We start from the raw sequence: 23,965 nt of genomic DNA, 5'->3' as shown, positions 1-23,965 counted from the left end.
CTGCTAATATACGTTTTTTTAATTTAGTCGTTTACGGATTGTCGTATATCAAATAACTTTTTTTTACTTATTTTTAAATCATTAAGTAATTCGTTTCTTAATTAAACAATTGCTGTTTTTTCCTCTTAAAAACAAAGCACATATCATAAGTTCACTCTTGTGTTATCAACTAGTATAAAAAAGCGAAATAAAATGACTAAAAAAATTCTAGGTTTAGATTTAGGTACCAATTCAATTGGTTGGGCATTGGTAGAAGAAGCTCAAAATAACTCGGAAGAATCAAAAATTATAAAGTTAGGGGTTAGAGTAAACCCTTTAACTGTTGATGAAAAAACCGACTTTGAAAAAGGACGACCTTTAAGTACTAATGCAGAAAGAACCTTAAAACGTGGAGCAAGAAGAAATTTGCAACGATATAAGCTAAGAAGAGCCGCTTTAATTAATGAGCTAATCAATCATAACATTATATTAAAAGAAACTGCGTTAACAGAAATAGGAAAAAACACAACACATCAAACCCTATACCTAAGAGCAAAAGCAGCTAAAGAAAGGGTTGAGTTAGAAGACTTTGCCAGAATATTATTAAGTATCAATAAAAAAAGAGGTTATAAAAGTAGTAGAAAAGCAAGTAATGAAGATGAAGGGGCAGCTATTGACGGAATGTCAATAGCAAAAGAGCTTTACGAAAACAACTTAACACCTGGGCAATATGTGCTGAACTTATTACAGCAAGATAAAAAATACATTCCTGATTTTTATAAATCTGATTTACATAATGAGTTCAATAAAATATGGAAAAATCAACAGAAGTATTATTCAGAAATTCTTAGCGAGCCTTTATATAAAGAACTGCAAGGAAAAAACAAAAAACAAACATGGGCAATTTGTAAAACTCCTTTTAACTTAGTTGGAATCACACAAAAAGGAACAGCAAATGAAAAAAGGTTAGAACGTTATCAGTGGCGTACAAAGGGATTGATTGAAAAATTAGAACTTGAACATTTAGCTATTGTCCTTCAAGAAATTAATAATGACTTGAACAAATCGAGTGATTATTTAGGCGCAATTTCTGACAGAAGTAAAGAGTTGCATTTTAAAAATATAACCGTAGGAGAATATCTGCACCAACAAATTCAAGAAAACCCACATAACTCACTAAAAAATCAAGTTTTTTACAGGCAAGATTATATGGATGAATTTGAAAAAATATGGTCTATACAAACACAATTTCATAAAGAACTAACGCTGCCTTTAAAAGAAAAAATTCGAGATATTATTATTTTTTATCAACGAAAATTAAAATCACAAAAAGGACAATTAGACTTTTGTCAGTTTGAAAGTTGGGAGCAAGAGTATGTGAACAATACAACCAATAAAAAAATGAAGAGGTGCATTGGTCGTCGTGTTGTATCTAAATCATCCCCGTTATTCCAAGAGGTTAAAATTTGGCAGATACTGAACAATCTTATTTTTTCTAATAAAAACACAGGCGACCATATTACGATTAACGATTTAGATAGAAACATAATTGATGAAATTTTTCAAGAATTAAACCTTAGAGGTGAACATAAAGCAGCCAGTGTACTTAAGATTCTTAAAAAGCATATAGTGTTAGGAAAGCAAAGTGATTGGAAAGCTAACCACGAAAAAATTGAAGGAAATACTACTAATAAAGCACTATATGATGTTTATCAAAAAATTGCGGAGTTAGAAGGGTATGGTTTTGATTGGGAAAAGAAAACAGCAACAGCTATTAAAGAAGAGTTAAAAGCTGTTTTTTCTGAAATAGGAATAAATCAGGATATTTTAGAGTTTAACGGAATACTACAGGGTAAAAAATTTGAAAATCAGGCAAGTTATCAGTTATGGCATTTGTTGTATGCATCTGAAGAAGATTTTAACAAAGTTAGTAAAGAAGACCAAATGATTTATGGGAATAATGCTGTAAGTTTAAAGAAAAAATTAGTTTCAAAATTTGGTTTTAAACCTGAACATACAAAAATGTTAGCCAGTATTTCTTTTTCTCAAGACTATGGGAATTTATCAAGCAAAGCGTTAAAAAAGATTTTACCCGAACTTCAAAAAGGATATACTTATTCCGAAGCCTGCAAAAATGTGGGTTATAACCACTCTAATAGTTTCACAAAAGAAGAACATGAAAATAGAGAACTCAAAGACAAACTTGAACTCATAAAAAAAAATAGTTTAAGAAACCCTGTTGTAGAAAAAATTTTAAACCAAACTGTTAACGTAGTAAATCAAATTATAGAAACCTACGGCAAACCTGATGAAGTACGTATAGAATTAGCTAGAGAGCTTAAAAAATCAGCTGATGAACGTAGTAAAATGACTAGGAGTATTGCTGAAGCAACCAAAAAAAACCAAGATATAAAAAAGCTAATTATTAAAGATTTTGGTATTCCAAATCCAACCAAAAATGATGTAGTTCGTTATCGTCTTTATGAAGAACTATCAAGTAACGGGTATAAAACACTATTTACAAACAGAAAAATAAATAAAGAAGATATTTTTTCAAAAAAAATAGATATAGAGCACATTATTCCTAAAGCTTTAGTGTTTGACGATTCTTTTTCAAACAAAACACTCGCCTTTAGAGAAGTGAATTTAGAAAAGGGTAATACTACAGCTTTCGATTTTATTAACAATAGCAATCATTCAGGAATAGAGGACTATAAATTAAGAGTTGAGAGTTTGTATAAAGACGGAAAAATATCGCCTACAAAAAGGAAGAAATTGTTAACTCCTAAAGAAGATATTCCAGATGATTTTATTGAGAGAGACCTGCGAAACAGTCAGTACATCGCTAAAAAAGCAAAAGCAATGTTGTTTGAGGTATTTCCTAATGTAGTTGTCACCACAGGAAGTATTACTGATAAATTAAGAGAAGATTGGGATTTAATCAATGTAATGAAAGAACTTAATTTACCAAAATATCGTGCTTTAGGACTCACGGAATATGAAAAACGTTTAAATAAAGGAACTGAAGAAATAAACAAACGAGAAGTTATAAAAGATTGGACAAAAAGGAACGACCATCGTCATCATGCAATGGACGCTTTAACAGTTGCTTTTACCACACACAACCATATTCAATACATCAACAATTTAAGTGCTAGAAAGCTTACAAATCACAAGAAGCACAAAATTATACTAAATATTGAAAATTTAATTACCGAAAACAAAAATGGCAAACGCAAGTTTAAAGCACCCATATCTAACTTTAGAACTGAAGCAAAAAAACATATTGAAGCAATACTTATTTCATTTAAAAGCAAAAATAAAGTAGTAACTCGTAACATAAACATTACGAAAACTAAAAATAATACCTTACAAAAAAAACAATTAACTCCTAGAGGACAATTACATAAAGAAACTGTTTATGGAAAGATTAAACGCCCTTCTAAAAAAACGATAAAACTCAATAAAAACTTTAAGGCAAGCACTGCACAGCAAATTGTAAATCCTATACATAAAAAAATAGTTTTAGAACACTTAAAAACATTTGATAACAACCCAACAATTGCTTTTGATAGCAAAACACTTAAAACAAATCCGCTTATATATAAAAATAAACCTTTCAAAGAAGTTGTTTGTTTTGAAGATATTTACACTATTAGAAAAGAAGTAAATCCAGAGAATTTTAAAACACAAAAAAATATAGAAAAAGTAATTGACACAAAAACAAGACAGCTTTTAAGCCAACGTTTAAAAGACCACGATAACAATGCGATAAAAGCTTTCTCTAACCTTAAGGAAAACCCTATATGGTTACATAAAGAAAAAGGTATTTGTATAAGAAGAGTTCGTATTACAGGTGTTAGCAACGCTGAAGCATTGCATACAAAAAAAGACCATTTAGGAAGAGAAATTTTAAATGAACAAGGTAATAAGCAAGCGGTTGATTTTGTTAGCACAGGAAACAACCACCATATAGCTATTTATAAAGATAACAAAGGAAATTTACAAGAAATGGTAGTTTCTTTTTACGAAGCTGTTGCAAGGGTAAATAAAAACTTGCCTATAATTGATAAAACGTATAAAGAAAAAGAAGGCTGGCAGTTTTTATTTACCATGAAACAAAACGAAATGTTTGTTTTTCCTAATGAAGATTTTGATATGGATGAAATTGATTTAACGGACGCAAAAAAAGCATCGCGTATTAGTCCATACCTATTTAGAGTACAGAAAATTGCTACTAAAGACTATTTCTTCAGACATCATTTAGAAACAACAGTAGAAGATAATAAAAGCACAAAAGAAATCGCATGGAAAAGGCTAGGTCTAAATCATATCAAGGATATTAAAAAAGTAAGATTAAATCACCTTGGTCAAATTGTTCAAGTAGGAGAATATTAATTACTGTAAAAGCCCATATATATATATATATGGGCTTTTTTATTAAAATCAAACCGTTATGCTAAAAAGAACCATTTACATAGGCAATCCGGCATATTTAAAGCTAAAACACAATCAGTTAGTTGTCGCGTGCCCAGAAACCAAACAACCAATAGGTACAGTGTCTATTGAAGATATGGCGTTGCTAATGTTAGACCATCATCAGATTACTATATCTACTCAACTTATTAATCAGTTAATGGGGAACGGTGTTGCATTAATTCATTGCGATAATCATCATTTGCCAAACGGACTCATGCAACCCATGGTAGGACATTCTGAACTTACCGAACGTTGGCGATACCAATTAAAAAGTTCCATACCCTTAAAAAAACAACTTTGGAAACAAACTGTAATTTCTAAAATAGAAAATCAAAAGCAGCTTTTACAACAAAATAATAGTCCATTTGAGGCAATGGATAGCTATTTAGAAAAAATTACTTCAGGAGATGAAACAAATATGGAAGGAAAAGCGGCCAACCATTATTGGAAATACATACTAACCGATTTTCAACGAGAGCGCTTTGGAGATGTCCCAAATAATTTTTTAAATTTTGGATATGCTGTTTTACGTAGTATTGTAGCACGTGCTATTGTAAGTAGCGGTATGTTACCAGCACAAGGCATTTTTCATAAGAATAAATATAATCCGTATTGTTTAGCTGATGATATAATGGAACCTTACCGCCCTTTTGTAGATAAACTTGTATTAGAATATATTACAAAACATCCAACAGAAGATGCTTTAAGTAAACAAGCCAAAGCACACCTATTGCAAATAGCTACTGAAGATGTTTTGATTGATGCAAAAATACGCCCTCTTATGGTGGCTGTAACAACGACTACAGCTAGCTTGTATAAATGCTTTATAGGAGAAAGGCGCACTATTTTATACCCTAGTTTATCGTGAGTCAGAACCGTTATAATGCCTACAGAGTTATGTGGATACTAGTCTTGTTTGATTTGCCAACCGAAACCAAAGTAGAAAGAAAGGCTGCCAATGTATTTAGAAAAAAGTTGTTAAATGATGGGTTTACTATGTTTCAATTTTCTATTTATATGCGCCATTGCCCCAGTAGAGAAAACAGTAAAGTACATGTAAGAAGGGTAAAAAGTTCACTACCAAAGTATGGTAAAGTATGTGTCTTTGAAATAACCGATAAGCAATTTGGAATGATGGAGATTTTTCATGGTAGAAAAGAAATTCCAAAGCCAACTCCTGTACAGCAATTAGAATTGTTCTAAGTTTAAAATTCTGTTGAATGCAAAAACCTCCCTAAAATAGGAGGTTTTAAACATTTACCTTGTGATTGCTCACGTAAAAATACAATTTGAAATCAATTCACAACTAGTAGTCATTGTTTGACTGTTAACGCCAACTTGTGATTGCTCACGTAAAAATACAATTTGAAATCAATTCACAACTTAATTACAAAATAATGGCAACAGTTAACGCTTGTGATTGCTCACGTAAAAATACAATTTGAAATCAATTCACAACTGAACGTCATACGCCCATGTTATGTTGTAACTTGTGATTGCTCACGTAAAAATACAATTTGAAATCAATTCACAACTTTTCCTATTGTTGAGGCACCTGCTAAAAGCTTGTGATTGCTCACGTAAAAATACAATTTGAAATCAATTCACAACAAAAGAAATGTTAGACAACATTAACTTTAACTTGTGATTGCTCACGTAAAAATACAATTTGAAATCAATTCACAACATAATTATAATCGTAAACCTCCTGTAGTGTCTTGTGATTGCTCACGTAAAAATACAATTTGAAATCAATTCACAACAGGACGAGTAATTAACGAAATTAATCCTGACTTGTGATTGCTCACGTAAAAATACAATTTGAAATCAATTCACAACAAGATTCGTTTATAGTTGCATCCGCTCCTACTTGTGATTGCTCACGTAAAAATACAATTTGAAATCAATTCACAACTAAAACATTTTACTTAGCTTCAATAAATATCTTGTGATTGCTCACGTAAAAATACAATTTGAAATCAATTCACAACTACAAGGGACTGGGGAAGTATCTTTTATAACTTGTGATTGCTCACGTAAAAATACAATTTGAAATCAATTCACAACGGGTATTGTAATATTCTTGAACCCAATTTACTTGTGATTGCTCACGTAAAAATACAATTTGAAATCAATTCACAACGACACCCCTGTTAATAATTCCGAGTTAGCACTTGTGATTGCTCACGTAAAAATACAATTTGAAATCAATTCACAACGTAAACACAGTTTTTAAAGAGTTAGGTTATCTTGTGATTGCTCACGTAAAAATACAATTTGAAATCAATTCACAACTCTTTTTCTGGTGGTATTTTTGTTAATGCCTTGTGATTGCTCACGTAAAAATACAATTTGAAATCAATTCACAACTGCCGTTATGGCTAAGAAACGTATTACCTACTTGTGATTGCTCACGTAAAAATACAATTTGAAATCAATTCACAACGTGTCGGATGAATTTGATATTGCTTCGGCTCTTGTGATTGCTCACGTAAAAATACAATTTGAAATCAATTCACAACTGCATGGGAGGGCTTAATTACAACAATAGACTTGTGATTGCTCACGTAAAAATACAATTTGAAATCAATTCACAACATCACCTAAAGAACTAACTTATTCATTTTCCTTGTGATTGCTCACGTAAAAATACAATTTGAAATCAATTCACAACAAAGAAGCTATAGAAGTTATTGAAAAAGCACTTGTGATTGCTCACGTAAAAATACAATTTGAAATCAATTCACAACAAAAGAAGAATACACTAAGTTACAAGACGCCTTGTGATTGCTCACGTAAAAATACAATTTGAAATCAATTCACAACCTGCATTTATGTCAAAACCGCTTTGTGTTACTTGTGATTGCTCACGTAAAAATACAATTTGAAATCAATTCACAACACAACCTCATGCCACTGCGGTCTGTGTAACCTTGTGATTGCTCACGTAAAAATACAATTTGAAATCAATTCACAACTAAAAAGATATATCTGGAATTTGGTCAAAGCTTGTGATTGCTCACGTAAAAATACAATTTGAAATCAATTCACAACACACATAACATATAACAAGTTCTCCATTACCTTGTGATTGCTCACGTAAAAATACAATTTGAAATCAATTCACAACTATAATGCAATTCAATCATGGGGCTTATAACTTGTGATTGCTCACGTAAAAATACAATTTGAAATCAATTCACAACGATTCCGATGAGCGTTTAAACTTACAAATACTTGTGATTGCTCACGTAAAAATACAATTTGAAATCAATTCACAACGTAAAACTTGTTAAAATTAAATATATATACTTGTGATTGCTCACGTAAAAATACAATTTGAAATCAATTCACAACGACATGGAATATCGGCAGGAGTAACCGCCACTTGTGATTGCTCACGTAAAAATACAATTTGAAATCAATTCACAACTAAAAGGACAGAGATTTTAATAGGTAAATACTTGTGATTGCTCACGTAAAAATACAATTTGAAATCAATTCACAACAAGTTTCCGTTAATTCTTATAGCTACAGAGCTTGTGATTGCTCACGTAAAAATACAATTTGAAATCAATTCACAACTTAAAGCCATTTCTTGTTTTTTAATAAAAACTTGTGATTGCTCACGTAAAAATACAATTTGAAATCAATTCACAACAATTAATCTTAATAAACTAGTGTTTACTTTCTTGTGATTGCTCACGTAAAAATACAATTTGAAATCAATTCACAACCTAGGTACTGCACAACAAAAACTAGCGTCTCTTGTGATTGCTCACGTAAAAATACAATTTGAAATCAATTCACAACTAAACTTTATTTTATAATAAGTATTAGGTACTTGTGATTGCTCACGTAAAAATACAATTTGAAATCAATTCACAACACGGGCTTAATGCTCAAAATCCTGACGGTACTTGTGATTGCTCACGTAAAAATACAATTTGAAATCAATTCACAACAATTAATCTTAATAAACTAGTGTTTACTTTCTTGTGATTGCTCACGTAAAAATACAATTTGAAATCAATTCACAACCTAGGTACTGCACAACAAAAACTAGCGTCTCTTGTGATTGCTCACGTAAAAATACAATTTGAAATCAATTCACAACTAAACTTTATTTTATAATAAGTATTAGGTACTTGTGATTGCTCACGTAAAAATACAATTTGAAATCAATTCACAACACGGGCTTAATGCTCAAAATCCTGACGGTACTTGTGATTGCTCACGTAAAAATACAATTTGAAATCAATTCACAACTTTTTTAAAGACGGCACAATAACTTCCTCACTTGTGATTGCTCACGTAAAAATACAATTTGAAATCAATTCACAACTTGTTACTTCAACAGAAGTAACCAACAACTCTTGTGATTGCTCACGTAAAAATACAATTTGAAATCAATTCACAACTATGCTGATTTGGTGTACTGGAAGTTAACACTTGTGATTGCTCACGTAAAAATACAATTTGAAATCAATTCACAACTACCAGTACTTTTTGGTGCTGCAAAAGAAACTTGTGATTGCTCACGTAAAAATACAATTTGAAATCAATTCACAACAGAAATGGATATAAAGAAAAGATATTTAACCTTGTGATTGCTCACGTAAAAATACAATTTGAAATCAATTCACAACTTGTTTAAATCTTCTACTACTTTTCTTTGGCTTGTGATTGCTCACGTAAAAATACAATTTGAAATCAATTCACAACGTAACATCTAGAGCAGTTTTAAAATCCTCACTTGTGATTGCTCACGTAAAAATACAATTTGAAATCAATTCACAACTAATGTAAGTAATATATATACAATAACTAGCTTGTGATTGCTCACGTAAAAATACAATTTGAAATCAATTCACAACACCATCTGCAAATCCATCTAAAGGCGGTTTCTTGTGATTGCTCACGTAAAAATACAATTTGAAATCAATTCACAACGCATAAATCACTTAACAATTCTCCAACTCCCTTGTGATTGCTCACGTAAAAATACAATTTGAAATCAATTCACAACGCATAAATCACTTAACAATTCTCCAACTCCCTTGTGATTGCTCACGTAAAAATACAATTTGAAATCAATTCACAACACCCGCTGAATTCCATATCTTTTGTAACCTCTTGTGATTGCTCACGTAAAAATACAATTTGAAATCAATTCACAACAATGCGTCAATATCTAATTGAAAAACAGAGCTTGTGATTGCTCACGTAAAAATACAATTTGAAATCAATTCACAACTTCATTTCTAATAAGTAGGCATTACGTATCCTTGTGATTGCTCACATAAAAATACAAATAGACTTACAATACTATATATTCATGATTATTTTTTATTATTTTAATAGATAAAGTAGTTTGGAAACAAAAAAGAGCATCCAAAACATGGATACCCAATTCTCTTCACGCACAGCAACCTACGCCCCCGTAATCGTCTGTACATCTTGGTTAGTGGTTATTAACGTAAAGTTACTGAGATTTATTGTTTCTTGACTTATAACATCGTGAAAAACATCAATAATAGTATCTAGTAATCAGCTACTTAACAAATTTTTGTTAATTCTTATTTTGACTATATTAGGATGATAAAGGGTTAATTTTTTATCTCTTTTTACATTAAATCATACACCTCTAAAAACTGTTTAACCTCACTAGGGCGTAACTTCTTTTTATGTTTAGCAACCTCAATAGGTAAATCACGAGTATCTGCTATTATCTCATTAATAGTTACTCGCATTTCTCTTTCAGGTAAGTAATAATACTTCTCGAAAAGTTTCTTTTTACTGTAAATTGCGTTCATTAATTATGTTTTAAATACTGTGTATAATGGTGTTAGCACCATTGATAAATTGGTTATTGCGTTTCTTTTTTGCGTTTTTTGCGTGTGTATGTCATGTGATCTCGATAAAACTCATCAAAAACATCTTACCCTTACTCCTAAACAACTACTAACAAATTAGTTACAACTATTTAAGGAGGTATTATTTACAATTTTGCGTAAAATTGCGCTTTCTTGCGTTTATCTTATTTTAAAAACATCTATTTATTAAACAGATATTTATGTGTTGATTTTAAATGCTTATATAGATACCCAAAAATGTTTTTGCGTTTTTTTGCGTTTGTCATTGCGCTTTTTTTTAGTGTGTGTCGTCCTAAAATACGTTTACAGCAACTATGTAATTCTTCCTTTTTAGAGATTCTTTCATTGATTGTTACTAACTTGCATCTAAGTTCTGTTTTGATGATTATAGTGTATCATAGTTGGCAATACTGACAGATAGCTATGTGGTAGGTTGGTTTGTACATAGGTATATAGCTGTTTTGCCGTATAATTGCCTTTTTCATATTTCTTGATGGCTGTTGTAATTTTCTTTTGATAGGTCGCTTTGCGTTTTCTTGCGTTTTCTTGCGTTTGTTGTTGCGCTTTTTCTATTGCCTTTTGTTTCTGATACTTCACATGGGTTTTCCATACTTTGTGTAATCCGAAAAAGCCTATCTCATGGGTTTGGGTACGTGTTTTATCAAAGTACAATGAGGGATACAATGCGGTTACTTGTGATTTGATAAACCACTTGCGGGCAAACTCCAGTTTCCAACGGTATTCTTTGAGTTTTTGAATTAGGGTTGTCTTTTGAGTGATATTTGTAAATAGTTCGTTGTTTAGGTAATTGATGGCTTTTTTCCATTCGCCTACATAGACATTGTGCTGTTTCCAAAGTTTTGCAGATGTTTTGATACAATCTTGTAGTAAAATTGCCTTAAATTCTTCAGTCGTTACATTGGCATAGAGTTCTATTTTTTGCAAATAGTCATAACGCAATCCTTTGTAATTATCATACACACCGTCTGCTAGTTCTTGCGCTAGTTCTCTATCGTCTTGCAATCGTGCTAAAAAATTATGTGTAAGTGGACTGTTTGTGCCTTGGCTCGTTTTTTTTTGTTTTAAAAAATCAGGCAATAGGGCTTTGACTGCTTCGGAAGCTTGGCGCGGGCGAGTGGTTGTTTTCTTACTTATCACTGTGGTGTTCTTGTAGAAGCCGTCCGCAGGACATGTAAATTCTTCCTTTTGAAATCCTGTGTTACTTACACAGTCTTTTATTTCTTTTTCTTTTAATAAAAAGGTTCTAGTAGTATCATTATTATCTGGTAATTCTTTCCAGTTCTCCTGTTTAAAAAATTGGTTTTCAATTCTTTTGGGTTTTGGTGGATTTCCGTCTAAAATTGTTAGGATTTCAGGGTGGAAATTAACCGTTATGGGTTTGTATTGGTTGGTATATGTATAGTTGATTAAGATGTTGGCTTCTCTAAGGCGTTTAATGTGGTTTTGCGCTGTCTTTTTGCAAATAGCAAGTCTTGGTATCTCTGCGATGGTATGTGTTGCTAATTTACGGTGGTCTATAGTTAGCTTTGGTAAGGCATTTTTTAATACACTGGTTGGACGATTCATTTCTAAGAGATATGAATTGCGTTGTTTTAATTGGGCGATGTAAAAGCCTACCAAGACATTAAATAAAAGCTCCGTGGTGTACTTGATAGTTGGTTTGCGCTTTTTTGCGATATAGTTTGCGTTTTTTTGCGCATTGAATTTTGCTACCTCTTTGTTGTAGTTAGTAGCAAATTCGCTATGGTGTTTCTTTGTAAAGTCTGCAACTTGTTGGGCTAGTGTTGGAGTATTAGGAACTATAACCGTTTTGTTATACTCGGTTATCGTTTTGTTGTACTCTACAGCTTGCTGATTATAGCTATGTACATATTGACGGTAGTTATCCATCGTACTTTTCATAGCGGTTCTATCTAAAAAGGGATAGTTGATATAGTTGTAGTGTTTACTTATCGCTTTTTCATAGTCTTTTCCCTTTTTTAAAAGCAAATAACCATGTTGGGTATTAAATTCCTCTACGGCTTTGTTGTATTGCGCATTGTTTAGCTTATTGCGCTGCGCATTGTCTTTAAATAGCTTGATAGCCAGTTGGGTTATCGCATCCAACGTTGTGTTTTGTAAATACTCATGTACTTTTTGATTGTACAATCCTATCGCTGTGAGCGATGTATTATTTTTTTTCATATCTTCGAGGTTCTTAAAAGGTTCTGCGTCCTTGCAGAATTTTTTTCTTTTTCATAGCAATTTTTTAAACGGTTAGTGACAGCTAACCGTTTTTTGCTTTAAAAAAGTAACCCACAACCTGAATGTTGTGAGCTACTTACAATAAGTGCTTACTTATCGCTGTGGTGTTTTTGCGCTTTTTGCGTTTTTTTAATCGCTGTCTTACTTCTTCATTATGCTTTTTCTTCAATAATTGATAGAAATATTCTTCATCATATTTATGCTTTTCTTTGCTTTTTGTAGGTTTTTCTTTTGGTTTTACATCTTCATTTATAATAACAGACAAAAACAACTCTCTTTCGGAAGCCGTTAATTTTCCGAAGTGTTGCATCGTTAATGTCAAGTTATTTTGTAGCATATATTAATTAAATGACGAATTTCCACGCATTTATACCTTTTTTTTTGTAAATTCGTCGAAATTCAGAGCGTAAACATAACGATAATTTTCGCTTTTTTAAAATTTATAACGATGATTTTCGCTTCTTCAAAACAAAGATTAAAGCATTATCTTGATACTAAAGGTATTAGTAAAGCTAAATTTTACAGAGATACTGGTATTAAAAGAGGTTTTCTTGATTCTGATAAATTAAATAGCTCAATCTCTGACATCTTTTTAGCAACAATTACAAATGTTTATAAAGATTTAAACTTGTCATGGTTGATAGCTGAAACAGGGAAAATGGAGGTAAACAGTACTGATGCAAAATGGATAGAATATGGGCAATTTAAATTAGTTCCATTGATAAGTAAAAGGGCTAGAGCTGGTTTTTTATCTGATTGGGAAGACGACGAATATATAGAAGAGCTACCTAAAATTCCATGGGAAGTGGATAGAGAATATAAAGGAAACTATCTTACATTTGAAGTTGTTGGAGATAGTATGGAGTGTGATAACCCAAGAGAAAGTATATTAGAAGGTGATTTACTTTTGGGGAGAGAAGTAAGAAATGAGTATTGGACAAGTAAACTACACATTCATAAATGGGATTTTATCATTGTTCATAAAACTGAAGGAATTTTAGTAAAAAGAATTATTGAACATGATGTTTCAAATGGTAAATTGATACTAAAAAGTCTTAATCCTTACTATGAAGACCAAACAGTTTACATGAATGACTTAGCGGGAATATTTAATATTGTAGACATAAAACGTTCAAGAAGAAGATAATTTACTACAATTAAAGTATTTAAACTAAGTTTTAAAATAAAAAAGAGTACCTTTAAAAGTACCTGTTATTACAAAAAAGGCATAAAAAAAACCAATTACAAAAATGCTGACTAACATCTATATAATTGATTTTTAGTACCAAAGGTGGGACTCGAACCCACACGCCCTTGCGAGCATCGGATTTTGAATCCGACGTGTCTACCAATTCCACCACTTTGGCTTTTGGTGAGTGCAAATCTATAAAATATTTCATTTAAAATATCTTTTAAACTCTTAAAATAGTTTTATTTTTGCCCCAACAACAACACTAACTAAAAATATTTTTTTGTAAATGGCTACAAATCAATTAAGCCCAAAAATCTTTGCGTGTTCACAAAGTATTGAACTAGCAGAGGAAATTGCCAGTGCCTACGGAACCAAACTAGGAAATGTAATTACCACACATTTTAGTGATGGTGAATTCCAACCAGCTTTTGAAGAATCAATCAGAGGAAGAAGAGTTTTCATCGTTGGATCAACCTTTCCTTCTACTGATAACTTAATGGAAATGTTATTAATGTGTGATGCTGCAAAACGTGCATCGGCAAGACATATTACCGCTGTAATGCCTTATTTTGGTTGGGCTCGTCAAGACAGAAAAGACAAGCCTCGTGTAGCAATTGGCGCTAAATTAGTGGCTAAATTATTAGAAACTGCAGGTGCAACTAGAATTATGACCATGGATTTACATGCTGATCAAATTCAAGGTTTCTTTGAAAAGCCAGTAGATCATTTATATGCTTCTACAATTTTTTTACCATATGTTAAAAGTTTAAAGCTTGATAATTTAACGATTGCTTCTCCTGATATGGGAGGTTCAAAAAGAGCTTATGCTTATTCCAAATACTTGGAAAGTGATGTTGTTATTTGCTACAAGCAGCGTCAAAAAGCCAATGTAATTGCTCATATGGAACTCATTGGTGAAGTAGAAGGTAAAAATGTAATTCTTGTTGATGACATGATTGATACAGGAGGAACACTTACAAAGGCAGCCGATTTAATGATGGAACGTGGTGCAAAAAGTGTACGTGCTATTTGTACACACCCAATTCTTTCAGGAAATGCCTACGAAAGAATTCAAAATTCACAGTTGACAGAGCTAATCGTTTCAGATACAATTCCTTTAAAAAAGAGTATTTCTAAAATAAAAGTTGTATCTTGCGCCGCTTTATTTGCTGATGTGATGCATAAAGTTCAAGACAATACATCTATTAGCGATAAGTTTTTAATGTAAATAAATTTAATAAACAAAGTAATGAAATCAATTACAATCAAAGGATCTCAAAGAGAAAGCGTAGGTAAAAAAGCAACAAAAGCCTTACGTAATGCTGGAAAGGTTCCTTGCGTATTATACGGAGGAGACAAGCCTGTTCACTTTTCAGCTGAAGAAAAATCGTTCAAGCCATTAGTATATACTCCAGACGTATTTACTGCTACGATTGAATTAGATGGTGTAACATATAGCGCTGTATTACAAGACATACAGTTTCACCCAGTAAATGATAGCATTTTACACGTAGACTTTTACCAATTATTTGAAGACAAGGCTGTGACTATGGATATTCCTGTACGTTTAGTAGGATCTTCTAAAGGTGTTATGGTAGGTGGTGCTTTACGTCACAACTTACGTAAATTAAAAGTAAAAGCATTACCAGCTAACTTACCAGATTTTATTGAAGCTAATATTACTGAGTTAGAAATTGGTAATAAATTATATGTTACTGAGTTAAAGAATGACAACTATACATTATTACACCCAGATAACACAGTGGTTGCTCAAGTTCGTATGTCTCGTAACGCCGCTAAAGCAGCAGCTGAGGCTGAAGCATAGACTGCAAAACAATAATCATACAAAAGCGTTACCATGTGTAGCGCTTTTTTTATTTTTGATGTATGATTATTACACCTTTTTTTAAACAATTATTTGGTTTTTCTACAAAACAATTAACAGATAAAGAAGACGATTCTATGAAGAAATTTTTAATTGTAGGCTTAGGTAATATTGGCGAAAAATATGACAATACACGTCACAATATAGGTTTTAAAATCGCAGATGCTTTTGTTAAAGAGCATGAAGGCTCTTTTGAAACCGAAAAGTTAGGAGATATAGCTAAACTTAAAATTAAGGGTAAAACAGTACTTGTTTTAAAACCTAATACTTATATGAATTTAAGTGGTAAAGCGGTTAAATACTGGATGCAAAAAGAAAACATTCAAGTTGAAAACTTGTTAATTATTACTGATGACCTAAATATTGATTTTGGAAAAATTCGTATCAAAGGAAAAGGAAGTTCTGGCGGACATAACGGTCTAAAAGACATCCAAGATAAGTTTAATACAGGTGCTTATCCTCGTTTTCGCTTCGGTGTAGGAGCTGAATATAGTAAAGGTCGTCAAGTAGATTACGTTTTAGGCAAATGGAATCCTGATGAGGAAAGCGCAATGATTGAGCGTATTCCTTTTTCTGTAAAAGCGGTTACTTCTTTTATTACAGCTGGTTTAGCTAATACCATGAATGAGTTTAACGGAAAATAATTACGTTTTACACCGTTAACTTATTCAAAAATTAATTATCAGAAGCATACCACTCAGCAAAACTAGTATCTGTTTCTTGTAGCTTAATGCCATGTAATTTTATGTTTTCTGGAAGCCTTTTTTGAATTTTCTTAGCAAAATCAATCACCATCATTTCGCTTGTTGGTTGATAGTCTACTAAAATAACATGATGTCCACGGTCTTTTAACTCTTTAGCTAACTCTACATGGGGAGTATTCTTATTGAATACCGTAGCATGGTCAAATACATCTACAATCTCTTCTTTTACAATCTTCTTTAAATCTCCAAAATCAATTACCATTCCGTACTTCACATTGGATGTATCAGTAATTGGAGAGCCTATCACTGTAACCGAAAGCTTGTAACTATGCCCATGAACATTTTTACATTTTCCATCATAACCATACAACGCATGTCCAGTTTCAAAAGTAAACTGCTTGGTAATTCGAATCTTACTCATAAATATCTATCTCTAAAGTGAAATAAACTTAAAAAATTACTTCTCTTTTAACCTGCCTTAAATGACAACTAAAGATGTGTATTGACTCTTATTTTCTTTTAAACTTTTTGTTTGCTCTGTATTTATTAAAGAAATAAACTACAGCTACACCCGCCGCTAAAATGGCAAATAAATAATCTCCACCCATAATATTTTACTTTTATTCGCCGAAAGTACGAATTTGATTTTAAATGTTATTATTTTTTCACTCTCTAGAGAATAAAATCTTTAAAAATTAACACCTAACTCCAATTCAAGGTTAAATTCTTTATTTAATACATTAGAATTGATAAAATGCTGTTTGTAATTTATACCTAAAACTATACCTAGCTCTTCCCAAGGAATTAACCTTATTCCTTGTTTAGATTCAAGCCCAATTAAGAGTTTGGATTTTTTTTCGTTATTCAGACCCCTAGTTGTTTCATATCCAAAAGGAACATTTATACCAACACCTACATAAATACCTTTGTAAAATTTAATAAACCCATCTAAACCAGCTCCTAATAAAAACTGATTAAAACTTTTATACCCCTTATTCTTTAAAAGGTTGGGTTTTAATTGATAGTTATTGAATGAAAATACAGTTGGAATTATAAAATCCTCCTCTGTATCTGAAAACTCAGAGTATTTTATTTTAAATCCTTTATAGTGTTTACTAAAAACAGTATTGTAAGAAAGTATATGAATGGTTGTTGGGGCTTTTTTATTACTTATGCTAGGGTTTTGAGCATGAACGAAGCTAACAAAAAAAATCAACCAAAATAAGCAGCGCATATTTTATTGTTTTTTATAGTGAAAAATAATGTGGTTTAATTCTTTAGTGTTGTACTTTATAGTTAAAAAATCTGAGGTAATTTGTAATACAGTAGCATCTAAAATTTCATTATTGTCTACTATCAGAGATATTTTAGTCTCCCCGTTTAGTCTCCAAGTTCCTTTATCATGATATCCTTCAGAGAAGGCTTCAAAAAACATGTTAGTTTTAAATAAGATATAATCATTACTCTCTTTTAAAGAAGGTTGATGCACTTCACCAAATACCTCATAGTTTTGAATGCGCCATTTTCCAATTAATTTAGATTTTAGACTTTTTTGAGAAAAAAGAGATAGAGATATTAAAAACAAGATGACAAGTAAAACAATTCGATACATATTACAAGTGGTTATTAAATTCCAGGTAAAAGTATAAGGCAAGTAAAATGTGAGTTTGTTTATTTAAGACAATGATTATTTTATTACCTTTTGTCGTAAATAGACAAACTATAAAGTAAGAACCTATTGTAATTTTGATGGATAAAGCATCACAAATGAAAAACTCAACACAAATAGAGCGATATAATAAGTTGTTAGATTTTTTAGAAAAGCGTTTTAAAACATCAATTCACACACATGAAATAGAAGATATTTCCTTTTACTCTTATCGAAATATTAATAGAATATTTTTAGCGTTACAACATGAAACTATTGGTCAATTTCTTAAAAGAAGAAAACTAGAAAAAGCTGCACAGTATTTAAAATTTTCAGATATTGAAATTTCAGATATTGCCCTAGAAGTTGGGTATAGTGATGTGGCAGCTTTTAGTAAAGCTTTTAAAAAACATTTTCGCTGTACACCTTCTAGCTTTAAAAGCTCTTATACATTTCAACAAAAAATTACGAATCAAATTTTAGAAGAACCTAATAAAAAAAATGATTCTTTATTACAATTTGAAATTGAAATTATACCATCATTTCAAATGTTGTATTTACAATATCAAGGAACTTATGAAGATATAAAAGGGATTGAAAGAACATGGAAACAGCTTTTAAAGTATGCTGATAAGCATGATTTATTAACTGATAAAACTATTATTGTTGGTGAAATTTTGGATGATGATGAAATAACAGAATTTGTTAATTGTAGGTATAATGCAGGGATTATGCTTACAGAAGTACAAAAAATTGAAGTTAAAGGAATGTTTAAAGTTAAAGAAGTTACTTCTCAAAAATATGCCAAGTTTGTTCATAAAGGAAGTCATGAAAGCTGTTTTGAAACATACAATACAATTTATTCACATTGGATGTATGATATACAATTAGAGTTTTCGGACGCACCAATTTTAGAGTTTTATTTAAATGACGATAAAAATACTCCTCAAGAAGAATTAATAACAGAAATTTACATTCCTATTGTTTAACGCAAAACCAACAAATAAAAATTAATATTTTTTCTTTGAAATTTATACTTCCTCTTTGTCCTAAATAAACAAACACACCTACATTTTCCAGCCTACTTTTGTGTTATTAAACAAATAAAACACATGAAAAGTTACAAATTACACAAGTATTAGTACATAGATTTTTATCTTCTTCTGGGCTTGTATAATTGGCTTTTCTCAAGGAAACAATTCTATTTTGGTTTTCTTGTCCTATTCCTGAATACATAACTAAAAAAGTTAAGAAATGAGTTTTGCTAAATTAATATCACTTTTTGAAGAGTCTACAATCATGTTGTATATCGGTTACTTTTTTTTATTTAATACAAGTTTAATAGTATTAGAAATAATTATTGATGTGCTGTTTAGAAAAAAGAGAAAATGGAAAGATACCTTAGCCAATATATCTATTTTTTTTATGAATCAACTTATAGAAAAAACAATTATAGGATCGATTGGTGTAATTTGTTTAATGCCTTTTCATTGGATAACACCAATAACGATTCCTAGTAATGTATATACATGGATCCTGGCTTTTATTATAGCAGATGTAACGTATTATTGGATGCATCGTTTAGAGCATGAACATCGAATATTATGGGCTAGCCATAGTGTTCACCATTCTTCAGAAGATTATAACTTAACTATTTCTATGCGATTAAGTATTGTAGAAGGATTGTTTGAGTGGTCTTTTTTAATACCGATGGTACTGATAGGTTTTTCACCATTTCAGGCTATTGTAGGGTTAATATTAGTCGCACAATTTCAAACATGGATTCATACGGAGCGAATTGGTAAGTTAGGGTGGTTAGATGAAATATTCAACACACCATCCAATCATAGAGTACATCATGGATCTAACCGAAAATATTTAGATAAAAATTACGGAGGTGTTTTTATTATATGGGATAAACTTTTTGGAACATTTCAAAGAGAACAAGAAAAAGTAGTTTATGGGCTTACAAAGAATATAAAAACTAACAACCCTATTAAAATTAATTTTATAGAATATATTAATATTTACAAAGAAGTAAAAAGATGTAAAACACTAAAACATAAGCTAAAAATAATTTTTGGAAACCTAATTTGGAAGCCTGATTATTTTAAAAGTAAATAAGTTCAGCTTAAGCTTACTATATATTTGGAACGAACGGTATTAGTTAGTTTAAAGTTTATACCTAATACCGTACTTTTTTACTTCTTAAATTTTTCTAAGGCTTTTTTGGTAAACTCGGATAAAACAAGCTTTCCAGAAGTCTCTGCACGTTCTATTAACAGTTCTTCCCAGTGTTCCGTTCCAATCCACAACGCTCTTTTCATTTCAACCAATGCTTCTGGGTTATACGAAGCTAATTTTTCTGATAAGATTTCAACCTCTTTATCTAATTCACTTTGTGTTTCAAAAACACGCGCATACAACCCTTTTTCTTTCGCCCAATACGCATTTTTCCAGCTCGTTGCATCTAAGGTTAACTCTGCCAATCCGCTTACGCTTATTTTGCGTTCTACGGCAGGAGCAATTACAAACGGACCAATACCTATCGTAAACTCAGAAAGTTTAATAGAAGCGTGCTCTGTAGCTAATACATAATCACAAGCAGCTGCTAATCCAACTCCACCACCCACAGTTTTTCCTTGTACTCTACCAACAACTAGCTTCGAACAACGTCGCATCGCATTAATAACATTCGCAAATCCTGAGAAAAAAGCTTTCCCATCTTCTAAATTATCAATTGCTACCAATTCATCAAAAGAAGCTCCAGCACAAAAAGCTCGTTCTCCTTCTGATTTTAGTACAATTACTGAAACTTCATTATTAATTGAAAGCTTATCAAATTCATTTGCTAAACGTTCTAATAACACACTTGGAAAGGAGTTACTTGCTGGATGCCCAAATTCAACCGTAGCAATCTTATTTTCAATATGTGTATATAAACTTCCGTTTTCTCTAGTTGTAGTCATTTGTTTATTGTTGTTTGCTCAAAATTACGTTTTTTGAGCAAGTGGTAAAAACTTTCTTCTAAACTTTATAATTAATGGAGTTCCTCTAGCAATCATCCACAGGAAAAAAGCAATCCAAATAGCATACAGTTTATAATCTAGTGAATCAAAAAATAATAAGGTTGGGACAAATACGAATCCTGTTGCTAATAATAAAACGTTTCGTAAGTACTTCATTTCTCCCATACCTTTAAACATTCCGTCATAAATAAAAGCGATTGAACATACAGGCTGCATGAGTAAAATAATCCAAAAAGTATTGTAAAATTGTTTTAAAACCTCAGGTTCTTTCGTGAATATTTTTCCTATAAATTGATATAAAACAAAACCTACAACTGTGAGTAAGAGTCCGAAAAGGAATCCGTATGTAATTAATCGATTTCCTAACATGACTAAGGTTTTATATGCTTTTGCTCCTAATAATTTTCCTGATAATATATTTCCTGCAGAAGAGTAGCCGTCAATCATAAAAGCGCCCATAAGCCATAAATTGAAACCAATCGTATAAGCTGCGATATAAGCGTCGCCATAATCAGTAGCATAGGAAGTACCAAAATATAAAGCAACATTTAACGCTATAGTTCGCACAAATAAATTTAAAACCATGTTTATAAACTTTGGTATTTCAGCATTAAGAGGCAGGCTGAACCTTAATGGAATATCTGTCTTCTTTAACAATAATACCGCCGAAATTATTGCCATAGTAGCTTGTGCTACAACACTTGCATAGGCTGCACCTTGAATATGCATTGCAGGAATCAAGCCTTCTATTCCATATACCAATACAACATCCAACCCTATATTAATAAACGTACCTATGAGTGCTATTACCATCGGATAATACGTGTTTTGCAACCCTCTAAACGTACCAAAAACAGCAATCGTAAAAAGCGTAAACGGGAATCCGAAAACACGAATTTTGTAATACGAAACAGAATAGTCTAAAATGGTTCCTGAAGCATTATACAACTCAAAAATTTCTTTTGCAAAAGGGTAACTGATTCCTAAAATAAGCGCACTTACTCCTAACACAATAACAATAGCTTGTGCTGGTAGGTTTTTTATTTCGTCAAGTTTATCAGCTCCTAAATATTGAGAAACGATAGAAGAAATTCCGCTACGTGTTTGCCCAAATACCCAAATTAACATGGATAAAAAAGCCCCTACAATACCAATCGCAGCAATACTTTCGGTAGCATTGTGCTCAATGTTACCTACGATGGCTAAATCTGTGGTAGAAAGTAACGGTTCAGCAACACCTGCAATTAATGCAGGCATTGCTAATTTATTTATGTGTTTAAAACTAATGTTGTGTTGCATAATAGTTAACAAAAATAACTATTATTGAAGTTGGAAAATGAAATTGCAGTGTATTGTTTTATTAATGTTATTTAAGAGCAAATCTCACATTTACCTGTTAAAAAAACAGTAGCACTCTCTATGATATGATTTTCAACCTGAGGAATTGAAATATCAACTGATAAACATGTTACTTTTTTGCAGTCAGTACATTGAAAATGAGGATGTATATCATTATGATGATGCGAAGAACAACTAGTACATTTAGCATACCATTTTACACCTTCTTTCCCCATAAAAGAATGTATAACGCCATCGTTTTCCAGACGATCCAAAACTCTATAAACCGTAGTTTTATTCATTTCGTCATTTAATTTACTTACTAAATCAACAGCAGCAATTGCTGAGACTCCAGACTCAAATAAGCTTAATAATTTTTTTACTGCTTTTGTTTTCCTAATAACTCCCATAAAACTAATTAATGCAACATTGTTGCAATTAAAAAAATAACGTACTTTTGCTTTTCAAAATACTAAATTAAGAAAATCAATGGTACTCAAACAAAAATCAGATACATTAGGAGCTTTGTCGAGCGGTCTATGTTTGGTACATTGCGTATTTACACCTTTTCTGTTTGTTATACAATCTCATGCTGCTTGTTGTAGTCATGAAGCAGTTCCTTTTTGGTGGAAAAGTATAGACGTTTTATTTCTAGTCATTTCATTTTTTGCTATTCAAAAATCCGTTCAAACTACTTCAAAAAAATGGATGCAGTATGCTCTTTGGATTACGTTTTTGGTTTTATTTATAATCATTTTAAACGAATATACACAAGCCATGAAATTACCTGAAGAAAGTATTTATGTACCATCATTAGGTTTAGTGTTTCTACATATATATAATAGAAAGTATTGTCAATGTGCAAACAACACTTGTTGCGCTAATAATTAAATAGTTTAAGTAATGAACAAGCATGATTACATAGGTGATAATCACATTTTAACAAATATTAAAACACCTTTAACACCAAACGCTTTTGATAAATCAGACGAAGAAAAGATTGTAAATATTCAAGGTCATTTTGCAAAAATAATGGAGGAGCTCGGTTTGGATTTAACAGATGATAGTTTGTCTGGGACACCTTATCGTTTTGCTAAAATGTATGTTAAAGAGTTGTTTTATGGATTGAACCCAGCTAATAAACCCAAAGTTTCTACTTTTGATAATAAATACGGTTATAGTAAAATGTTAGTGGAACAAAACATTACTATCGATTCTTCATGTGAACACCATTTTCTTCCTATTAGTGGCTATGCACATATTGGTTATATTCCAAAAAATAGGGTTATCGGGCTTTCGAAAATTAATCGTTTAGTAGATTATTATTCACACAGACCACAGGTACAAGAGCGATTATGTTTACAAATCTTAACAGATTTACAAGAAACTTTGGAAACGGAAGATGTAATTGTACTGGTGAATGCAAAGCACCTATGTGTTTCTTCTCGCGGAATTAAAGACAAGAATAGTTACACAACAACTATTGAGTACGGAGGAAGTTTTAATGATTTAGCTGTTCGTAATGAGTTTTTTAAAATTTGTGAGTTTGAAAATAGAGAATAATTAACCA

Annotated in this window: 21 protein-coding genes, 1 tRNA gene and 1 CRISPR repeat array; of the genes, 12 read left to right on the top strand and 10 right to left on the bottom strand. The window is 31.4% G+C overall.

Going from position 1 to position 23,965, the window contains the following annotated elements; all coding sequences use genetic code 11:
- Positions 1-192: 192 nt before the first annotated feature.
- The 4 genes from cas9 to NH341_RS02395 all read left to right on the top strand — a co-directional run bounded on the left by cas9 (position 193) and on the right by NH341_RS02395 (position 9,017).
- Entirely contained in the window at positions 193-4,377 is a 4,185-nt protein-coding gene (gene cas9 / locus NH341_RS02410; protein WP_253055622.1) for a type II CRISPR RNA-guided endonuclease Cas9, read from the top strand.
- A 58-nt stretch (positions 4,378-4,435) separates the two neighbouring features.
- Positions 4,436-5,326 carry a type II CRISPR-associated endonuclease Cas1 gene (cas1, locus tag NH341_RS02405; protein WP_253055621.1) on the top strand — a complete coding sequence of 297 codons (891 nt, stop codon included), beginning with the start codon at positions 4,436-4,438 and terminating at the stop codon, positions 5,324-5,326.
- Positions 5,323-5,661: a CRISPR-associated endonuclease Cas2 gene (gene cas2, locus NH341_RS02400; RefSeq protein WP_253055620.1), complete on the top strand. Its 339-nt coding sequence runs from the start codon at positions 5,323-5,325 to the stop codon at positions 5,659-5,661. The genes cas1 and cas2 overlap by 4 nt, the downstream gene beginning before the upstream one ends.
- A gap of 58 nt (positions 5,662-5,719) precedes the next feature.
- A CRISPR array of direct repeats spans positions 5,720-7,360; the repeat unit is 46 nt; unit sequence CTTGTGATTGCTCACGTAAAAATACAATTTGAAATCAATTCACAAC.
- Positions 7,361-8,861: 1,501 nt separating this feature from the next.
- Complete coding sequence (locus tag NH341_RS02395; RefSeq protein WP_253055619.1) at positions 8,862-9,017, top strand: hypothetical protein; 156 nt, start codon at positions 8,862-8,864, stop codon at positions 9,015-9,017.
- Between the two features lie 1,068 nt (positions 9,018-10,085).
- Here the strand turns inward: NH341_RS02395 and NH341_RS02390 are convergent.
- The 3 genes from NH341_RS02390 to NH341_RS02380 all read right to left on the bottom strand — a co-directional run bounded on the left by NH341_RS02390 (position 10,086) and on the right by NH341_RS02380 (position 12,936).
- On the bottom strand, positions 10,086-10,274 hold the full coding sequence (locus NH341_RS02390; RefSeq protein WP_253055618.1) for a hypothetical protein: 189 nt from the start codon (positions 10,272-10,274) through the stop codon (positions 10,086-10,088).
- Between the two features lie 426 nt (positions 10,275-10,700).
- Positions 10,701-12,539, bottom strand: a complete 1,839-nt coding sequence (locus NH341_RS02385) for a hypothetical protein (protein ID WP_253055617.1) — start codon at positions 12,537-12,539, stop codon at positions 10,701-10,703.
- Between the two features lie 136 nt (positions 12,540-12,675).
- A complete protein-coding gene (locus NH341_RS02380) occupies positions 12,676-12,936 on the bottom strand; it encodes a hypothetical protein (RefSeq protein ID WP_253055616.1) in 261 nt (86 codons plus the stop codon).
- A 111-nt stretch (positions 12,937-13,047) separates the two neighbouring features.
- Between NH341_RS02380 and NH341_RS02375 the strand changes: the two genes are divergently transcribed.
- A complete protein-coding gene (locus NH341_RS02375) occupies positions 13,048-13,746 on the top strand; it encodes a S24/S26 family peptidase (protein WP_253055615.1) in 699 nt (232 codons plus the stop codon).
- Between the two features lie 136 nt (positions 13,747-13,882).
- Here the strand turns inward: NH341_RS02375 and NH341_RS02370 are convergent.
- Positions 13,883-13,966 (bottom strand) — tRNA-Leu (locus tag NH341_RS02370).
- 111 nt (positions 13,967-14,077) lie between these two features.
- Between NH341_RS02370 and NH341_RS02365 the strand changes: the two genes are divergently transcribed.
- The 3 genes from NH341_RS02365 to pth all read left to right on the top strand — a co-directional run bounded on the left by NH341_RS02365 (position 14,078) and on the right by pth (position 16,320).
- Positions 14,078-15,019 (top strand): ribose-phosphate pyrophosphokinase, encoded by a 942-nt coding sequence (locus NH341_RS02365; RefSeq protein ID WP_047787999.1) that lies wholly within the window; start codon positions 14,078-14,080, stop codon positions 15,017-15,019.
- Positions 15,020-15,040: 21 nt separating this feature from the next.
- Positions 15,041-15,616 (top strand): 50S ribosomal protein L25/general stress protein Ctc, encoded by a 576-nt coding sequence (locus NH341_RS02360; RefSeq protein ID WP_047788000.1) that lies wholly within the window; start codon positions 15,041-15,043, stop codon positions 15,614-15,616.
- Between the two features lie 137 nt (positions 15,617-15,753).
- The gene (gene pth / locus NH341_RS02355; RefSeq protein ID WP_082118604.1) at positions 15,754-16,320 is read left to right on the top strand and encodes an aminoacyl-tRNA hydrolase; all 567 of its coding nucleotides are present in this window, start codon (positions 15,754-15,756) and stop codon (positions 16,318-16,320) included.
- Between the two features lie 31 nt (positions 16,321-16,351).
- Here pth and NH341_RS02350 read toward each other — a convergent pair whose 3' ends face one another.
- From NH341_RS02350 to NH341_RS02340, 3 genes are all read right to left on the bottom strand, one after another.
- Complete coding sequence (locus tag NH341_RS02350; protein ID WP_047788002.1) at positions 16,352-16,801, bottom strand: 6-carboxytetrahydropterin synthase; 450 nt, start codon at positions 16,799-16,801, stop codon at positions 16,352-16,354.
- Between the two features lie 267 nt (positions 16,802-17,068).
- Positions 17,069-17,614 carry a hypothetical protein gene (locus tag NH341_RS02345; protein ID WP_253055614.1) on the bottom strand — a complete coding sequence of 182 codons (546 nt, stop codon included), beginning with the start codon at positions 17,612-17,614 and terminating at the stop codon, positions 17,069-17,071.
- 3 nt (positions 17,615-17,617) lie between these two features.
- Entirely contained in the window at positions 17,618-17,992 is a 375-nt protein-coding gene (locus tag NH341_RS02340) for a lipocalin family protein (RefSeq protein WP_253055613.1), read from the bottom strand.
- Between the two features lie 137 nt (positions 17,993-18,129).
- Between NH341_RS02340 and NH341_RS02335 the strand changes: the two genes are divergently transcribed.
- Both NH341_RS02335 and NH341_RS02330 read left to right on the top strand, forming a co-directional pair.
- Positions 18,130-19,017 (top strand): GyrI-like domain-containing protein, encoded by an 888-nt coding sequence (locus NH341_RS02335; protein ID WP_253055612.1) that lies wholly within the window; start codon positions 18,130-18,132, stop codon positions 19,015-19,017.
- Between the two features lie 265 nt (positions 19,018-19,282).
- Positions 19,283-20,152: a sterol desaturase family protein gene (locus tag NH341_RS02330; RefSeq protein ID WP_253055611.1), complete on the top strand. Its 870-nt coding sequence runs from the start codon at positions 19,283-19,285 to the stop codon at positions 20,150-20,152.
- Positions 20,153-20,229: 77 nt separating this feature from the next.
- On the opposite strand, the gene NH341_RS02325 is transcribed toward NH341_RS02330, so the two are convergent.
- The 3 genes from NH341_RS02325 to NH341_RS02315 form a co-directional block, all read right to left on the bottom strand.
- The gene (locus NH341_RS02325; protein ID WP_167712630.1) at positions 20,230-20,997 is read right to left on the bottom strand and encodes an enoyl-CoA hydratase/isomerase family protein; all 768 of its coding nucleotides are present in this window, start codon (positions 20,995-20,997) and stop codon (positions 20,230-20,232) included.
- Between the two features lie 24 nt (positions 20,998-21,021).
- Positions 21,022-22,356, bottom strand: coding sequence for an MATE family efflux transporter (locus tag NH341_RS02320; RefSeq protein WP_073182322.1), 1,335 nt, complete (start codon positions 22,354-22,356; stop codon positions 21,022-21,024).
- Positions 22,357-22,427: 71 nt separating this feature from the next.
- A complete protein-coding gene (locus NH341_RS02315) occupies positions 22,428-22,805 on the bottom strand; it encodes a Fur family transcriptional regulator (protein ID WP_159488636.1) in 378 nt (125 codons plus the stop codon).
- Positions 22,806-22,884: 79 nt separating this feature from the next.
- On the opposite strand from NH341_RS02315, the gene NH341_RS02310 reads away from it, so the two are divergent.
- Complete coding sequence (locus tag NH341_RS02310) at positions 22,885-23,286, top strand: MerC domain-containing protein (protein ID WP_253055610.1); 402 nt, start codon at positions 22,885-22,887, stop codon at positions 23,284-23,286.
- 12 nt (positions 23,287-23,298) lie between these two features.
- Positions 23,299-23,958 carry a GTP cyclohydrolase I FolE gene (gene folE / locus NH341_RS02305; protein ID WP_253055609.1) on the top strand — a complete coding sequence of 220 codons (660 nt, stop codon included), beginning with the start codon at positions 23,299-23,301 and terminating at the stop codon, positions 23,956-23,958.
- Positions 23,959-23,965: the final 7 nt, after the last annotated feature.

It is taken from the genome of Tenacibaculum sp. XPcli2-G (assembly GCF_024124505.1).
Taxonomy (GTDB): Bacteria; Bacteroidota; Bacteroidia; order Flavobacteriales; family Flavobacteriaceae; genus Polaribacter; species Polaribacter mesophilus.
The sequence above is the reverse complement of the archived record's forward strand: the minus strand, read 5'-3'. Positions and strand labels throughout refer to the sequence as shown.

Excerpts from the sequence above, each read along its gene's own strand:
- cas9 (WP_253055622.1), top strand. The coding sequence starts at position 193 with ATGACTAAAAAAATTCTAGGTTTAGATTTAGGTACCAATTCAATTGGT.
- cas1 (WP_253055621.1), top strand. The coding sequence starts at position 4,436 with ATGCTAAAAAGAACCATTTACATAGGCAATCCGGCATATTTAAAGCTA.
- NH341_RS02390 (WP_253055618.1), bottom strand. The coding sequence starts at position 10,274 with ATGAACGCAATTTACAGTAAAAAGAAACTTTTCGAGAAGTATTATTAC.
- NH341_RS02385 (WP_253055617.1), bottom strand. The coding sequence starts at position 12,539 with ATGAAAAAAAATAATACATCGCTCACAGCGATAGGATTGTACAATCAA.
- NH341_RS02380 (WP_253055616.1), bottom strand. The coding sequence starts at position 12,936 with ATGCTACAAAATAACTTGACATTAACGATGCAACACTTCGGAAAATTA.
- NH341_RS02375 (WP_253055615.1), top strand. The coding sequence starts at position 13,048 with ATGATTTTCGCTTCTTCAAAACAAAGATTAAAGCATTATCTTGATACT.
- NH341_RS02365 (WP_047787999.1), top strand. The coding sequence starts at position 14,078 with ATGGCTACAAATCAATTAAGCCCAAAAATCTTTGCGTGTTCACAAAGT.
- NH341_RS02360 (WP_047788000.1), top strand. The coding sequence starts at position 15,041 with ATGAAATCAATTACAATCAAAGGATCTCAAAGAGAAAGCGTAGGTAAA.
- pth (WP_082118604.1), top strand. The coding sequence starts at position 15,754 with ATGAAGAAATTTTTAATTGTAGGCTTAGGTAATATTGGCGAAAAATAT.
- NH341_RS02350 (WP_047788002.1), bottom strand. The coding sequence starts at position 16,801 with ATGAGTAAGATTCGAATTACCAAGCAGTTTACTTTTGAAACTGGACAT.
- NH341_RS02345 (WP_253055614.1), bottom strand. The coding sequence starts at position 17,614 with ATGCGCTGCTTATTTTGGTTGATTTTTTTTGTTAGCTTCGTTCATGCT.
- NH341_RS02340 (WP_253055613.1), bottom strand. The coding sequence starts at position 17,992 with ATGTATCGAATTGTTTTACTTGTCATCTTGTTTTTAATATCTCTATCT.
- NH341_RS02335 (WP_253055612.1), top strand. The coding sequence starts at position 18,130 with ATGGATAAAGCATCACAAATGAAAAACTCAACACAAATAGAGCGATAT.
- NH341_RS02330 (WP_253055611.1), top strand. The coding sequence starts at position 19,283 with ATGAGTTTTGCTAAATTAATATCACTTTTTGAAGAGTCTACAATCATG.
- NH341_RS02325 (WP_167712630.1), bottom strand. The coding sequence starts at position 20,997 with ATGACTACAACTAGAGAAAACGGAAGTTTATATACACATATTGAAAAT.
- NH341_RS02320 (WP_073182322.1), bottom strand. The coding sequence starts at position 22,356 with ATGCAACACAACATTAGTTTTAAACACATAAATAAATTAGCAATGCCT.
- NH341_RS02315 (WP_159488636.1), bottom strand. The coding sequence starts at position 22,805 with ATGGGAGTTATTAGGAAAACAAAAGCAGTAAAAAAATTATTAAGCTTA.
- NH341_RS02310 (WP_253055610.1), top strand. The coding sequence starts at position 22,885 with ATGGTACTCAAACAAAAATCAGATACATTAGGAGCTTTGTCGAGCGGT.
- folE (WP_253055609.1), top strand. The coding sequence starts at position 23,299 with ATGAACAAGCATGATTACATAGGTGATAATCACATTTTAACAAATATT.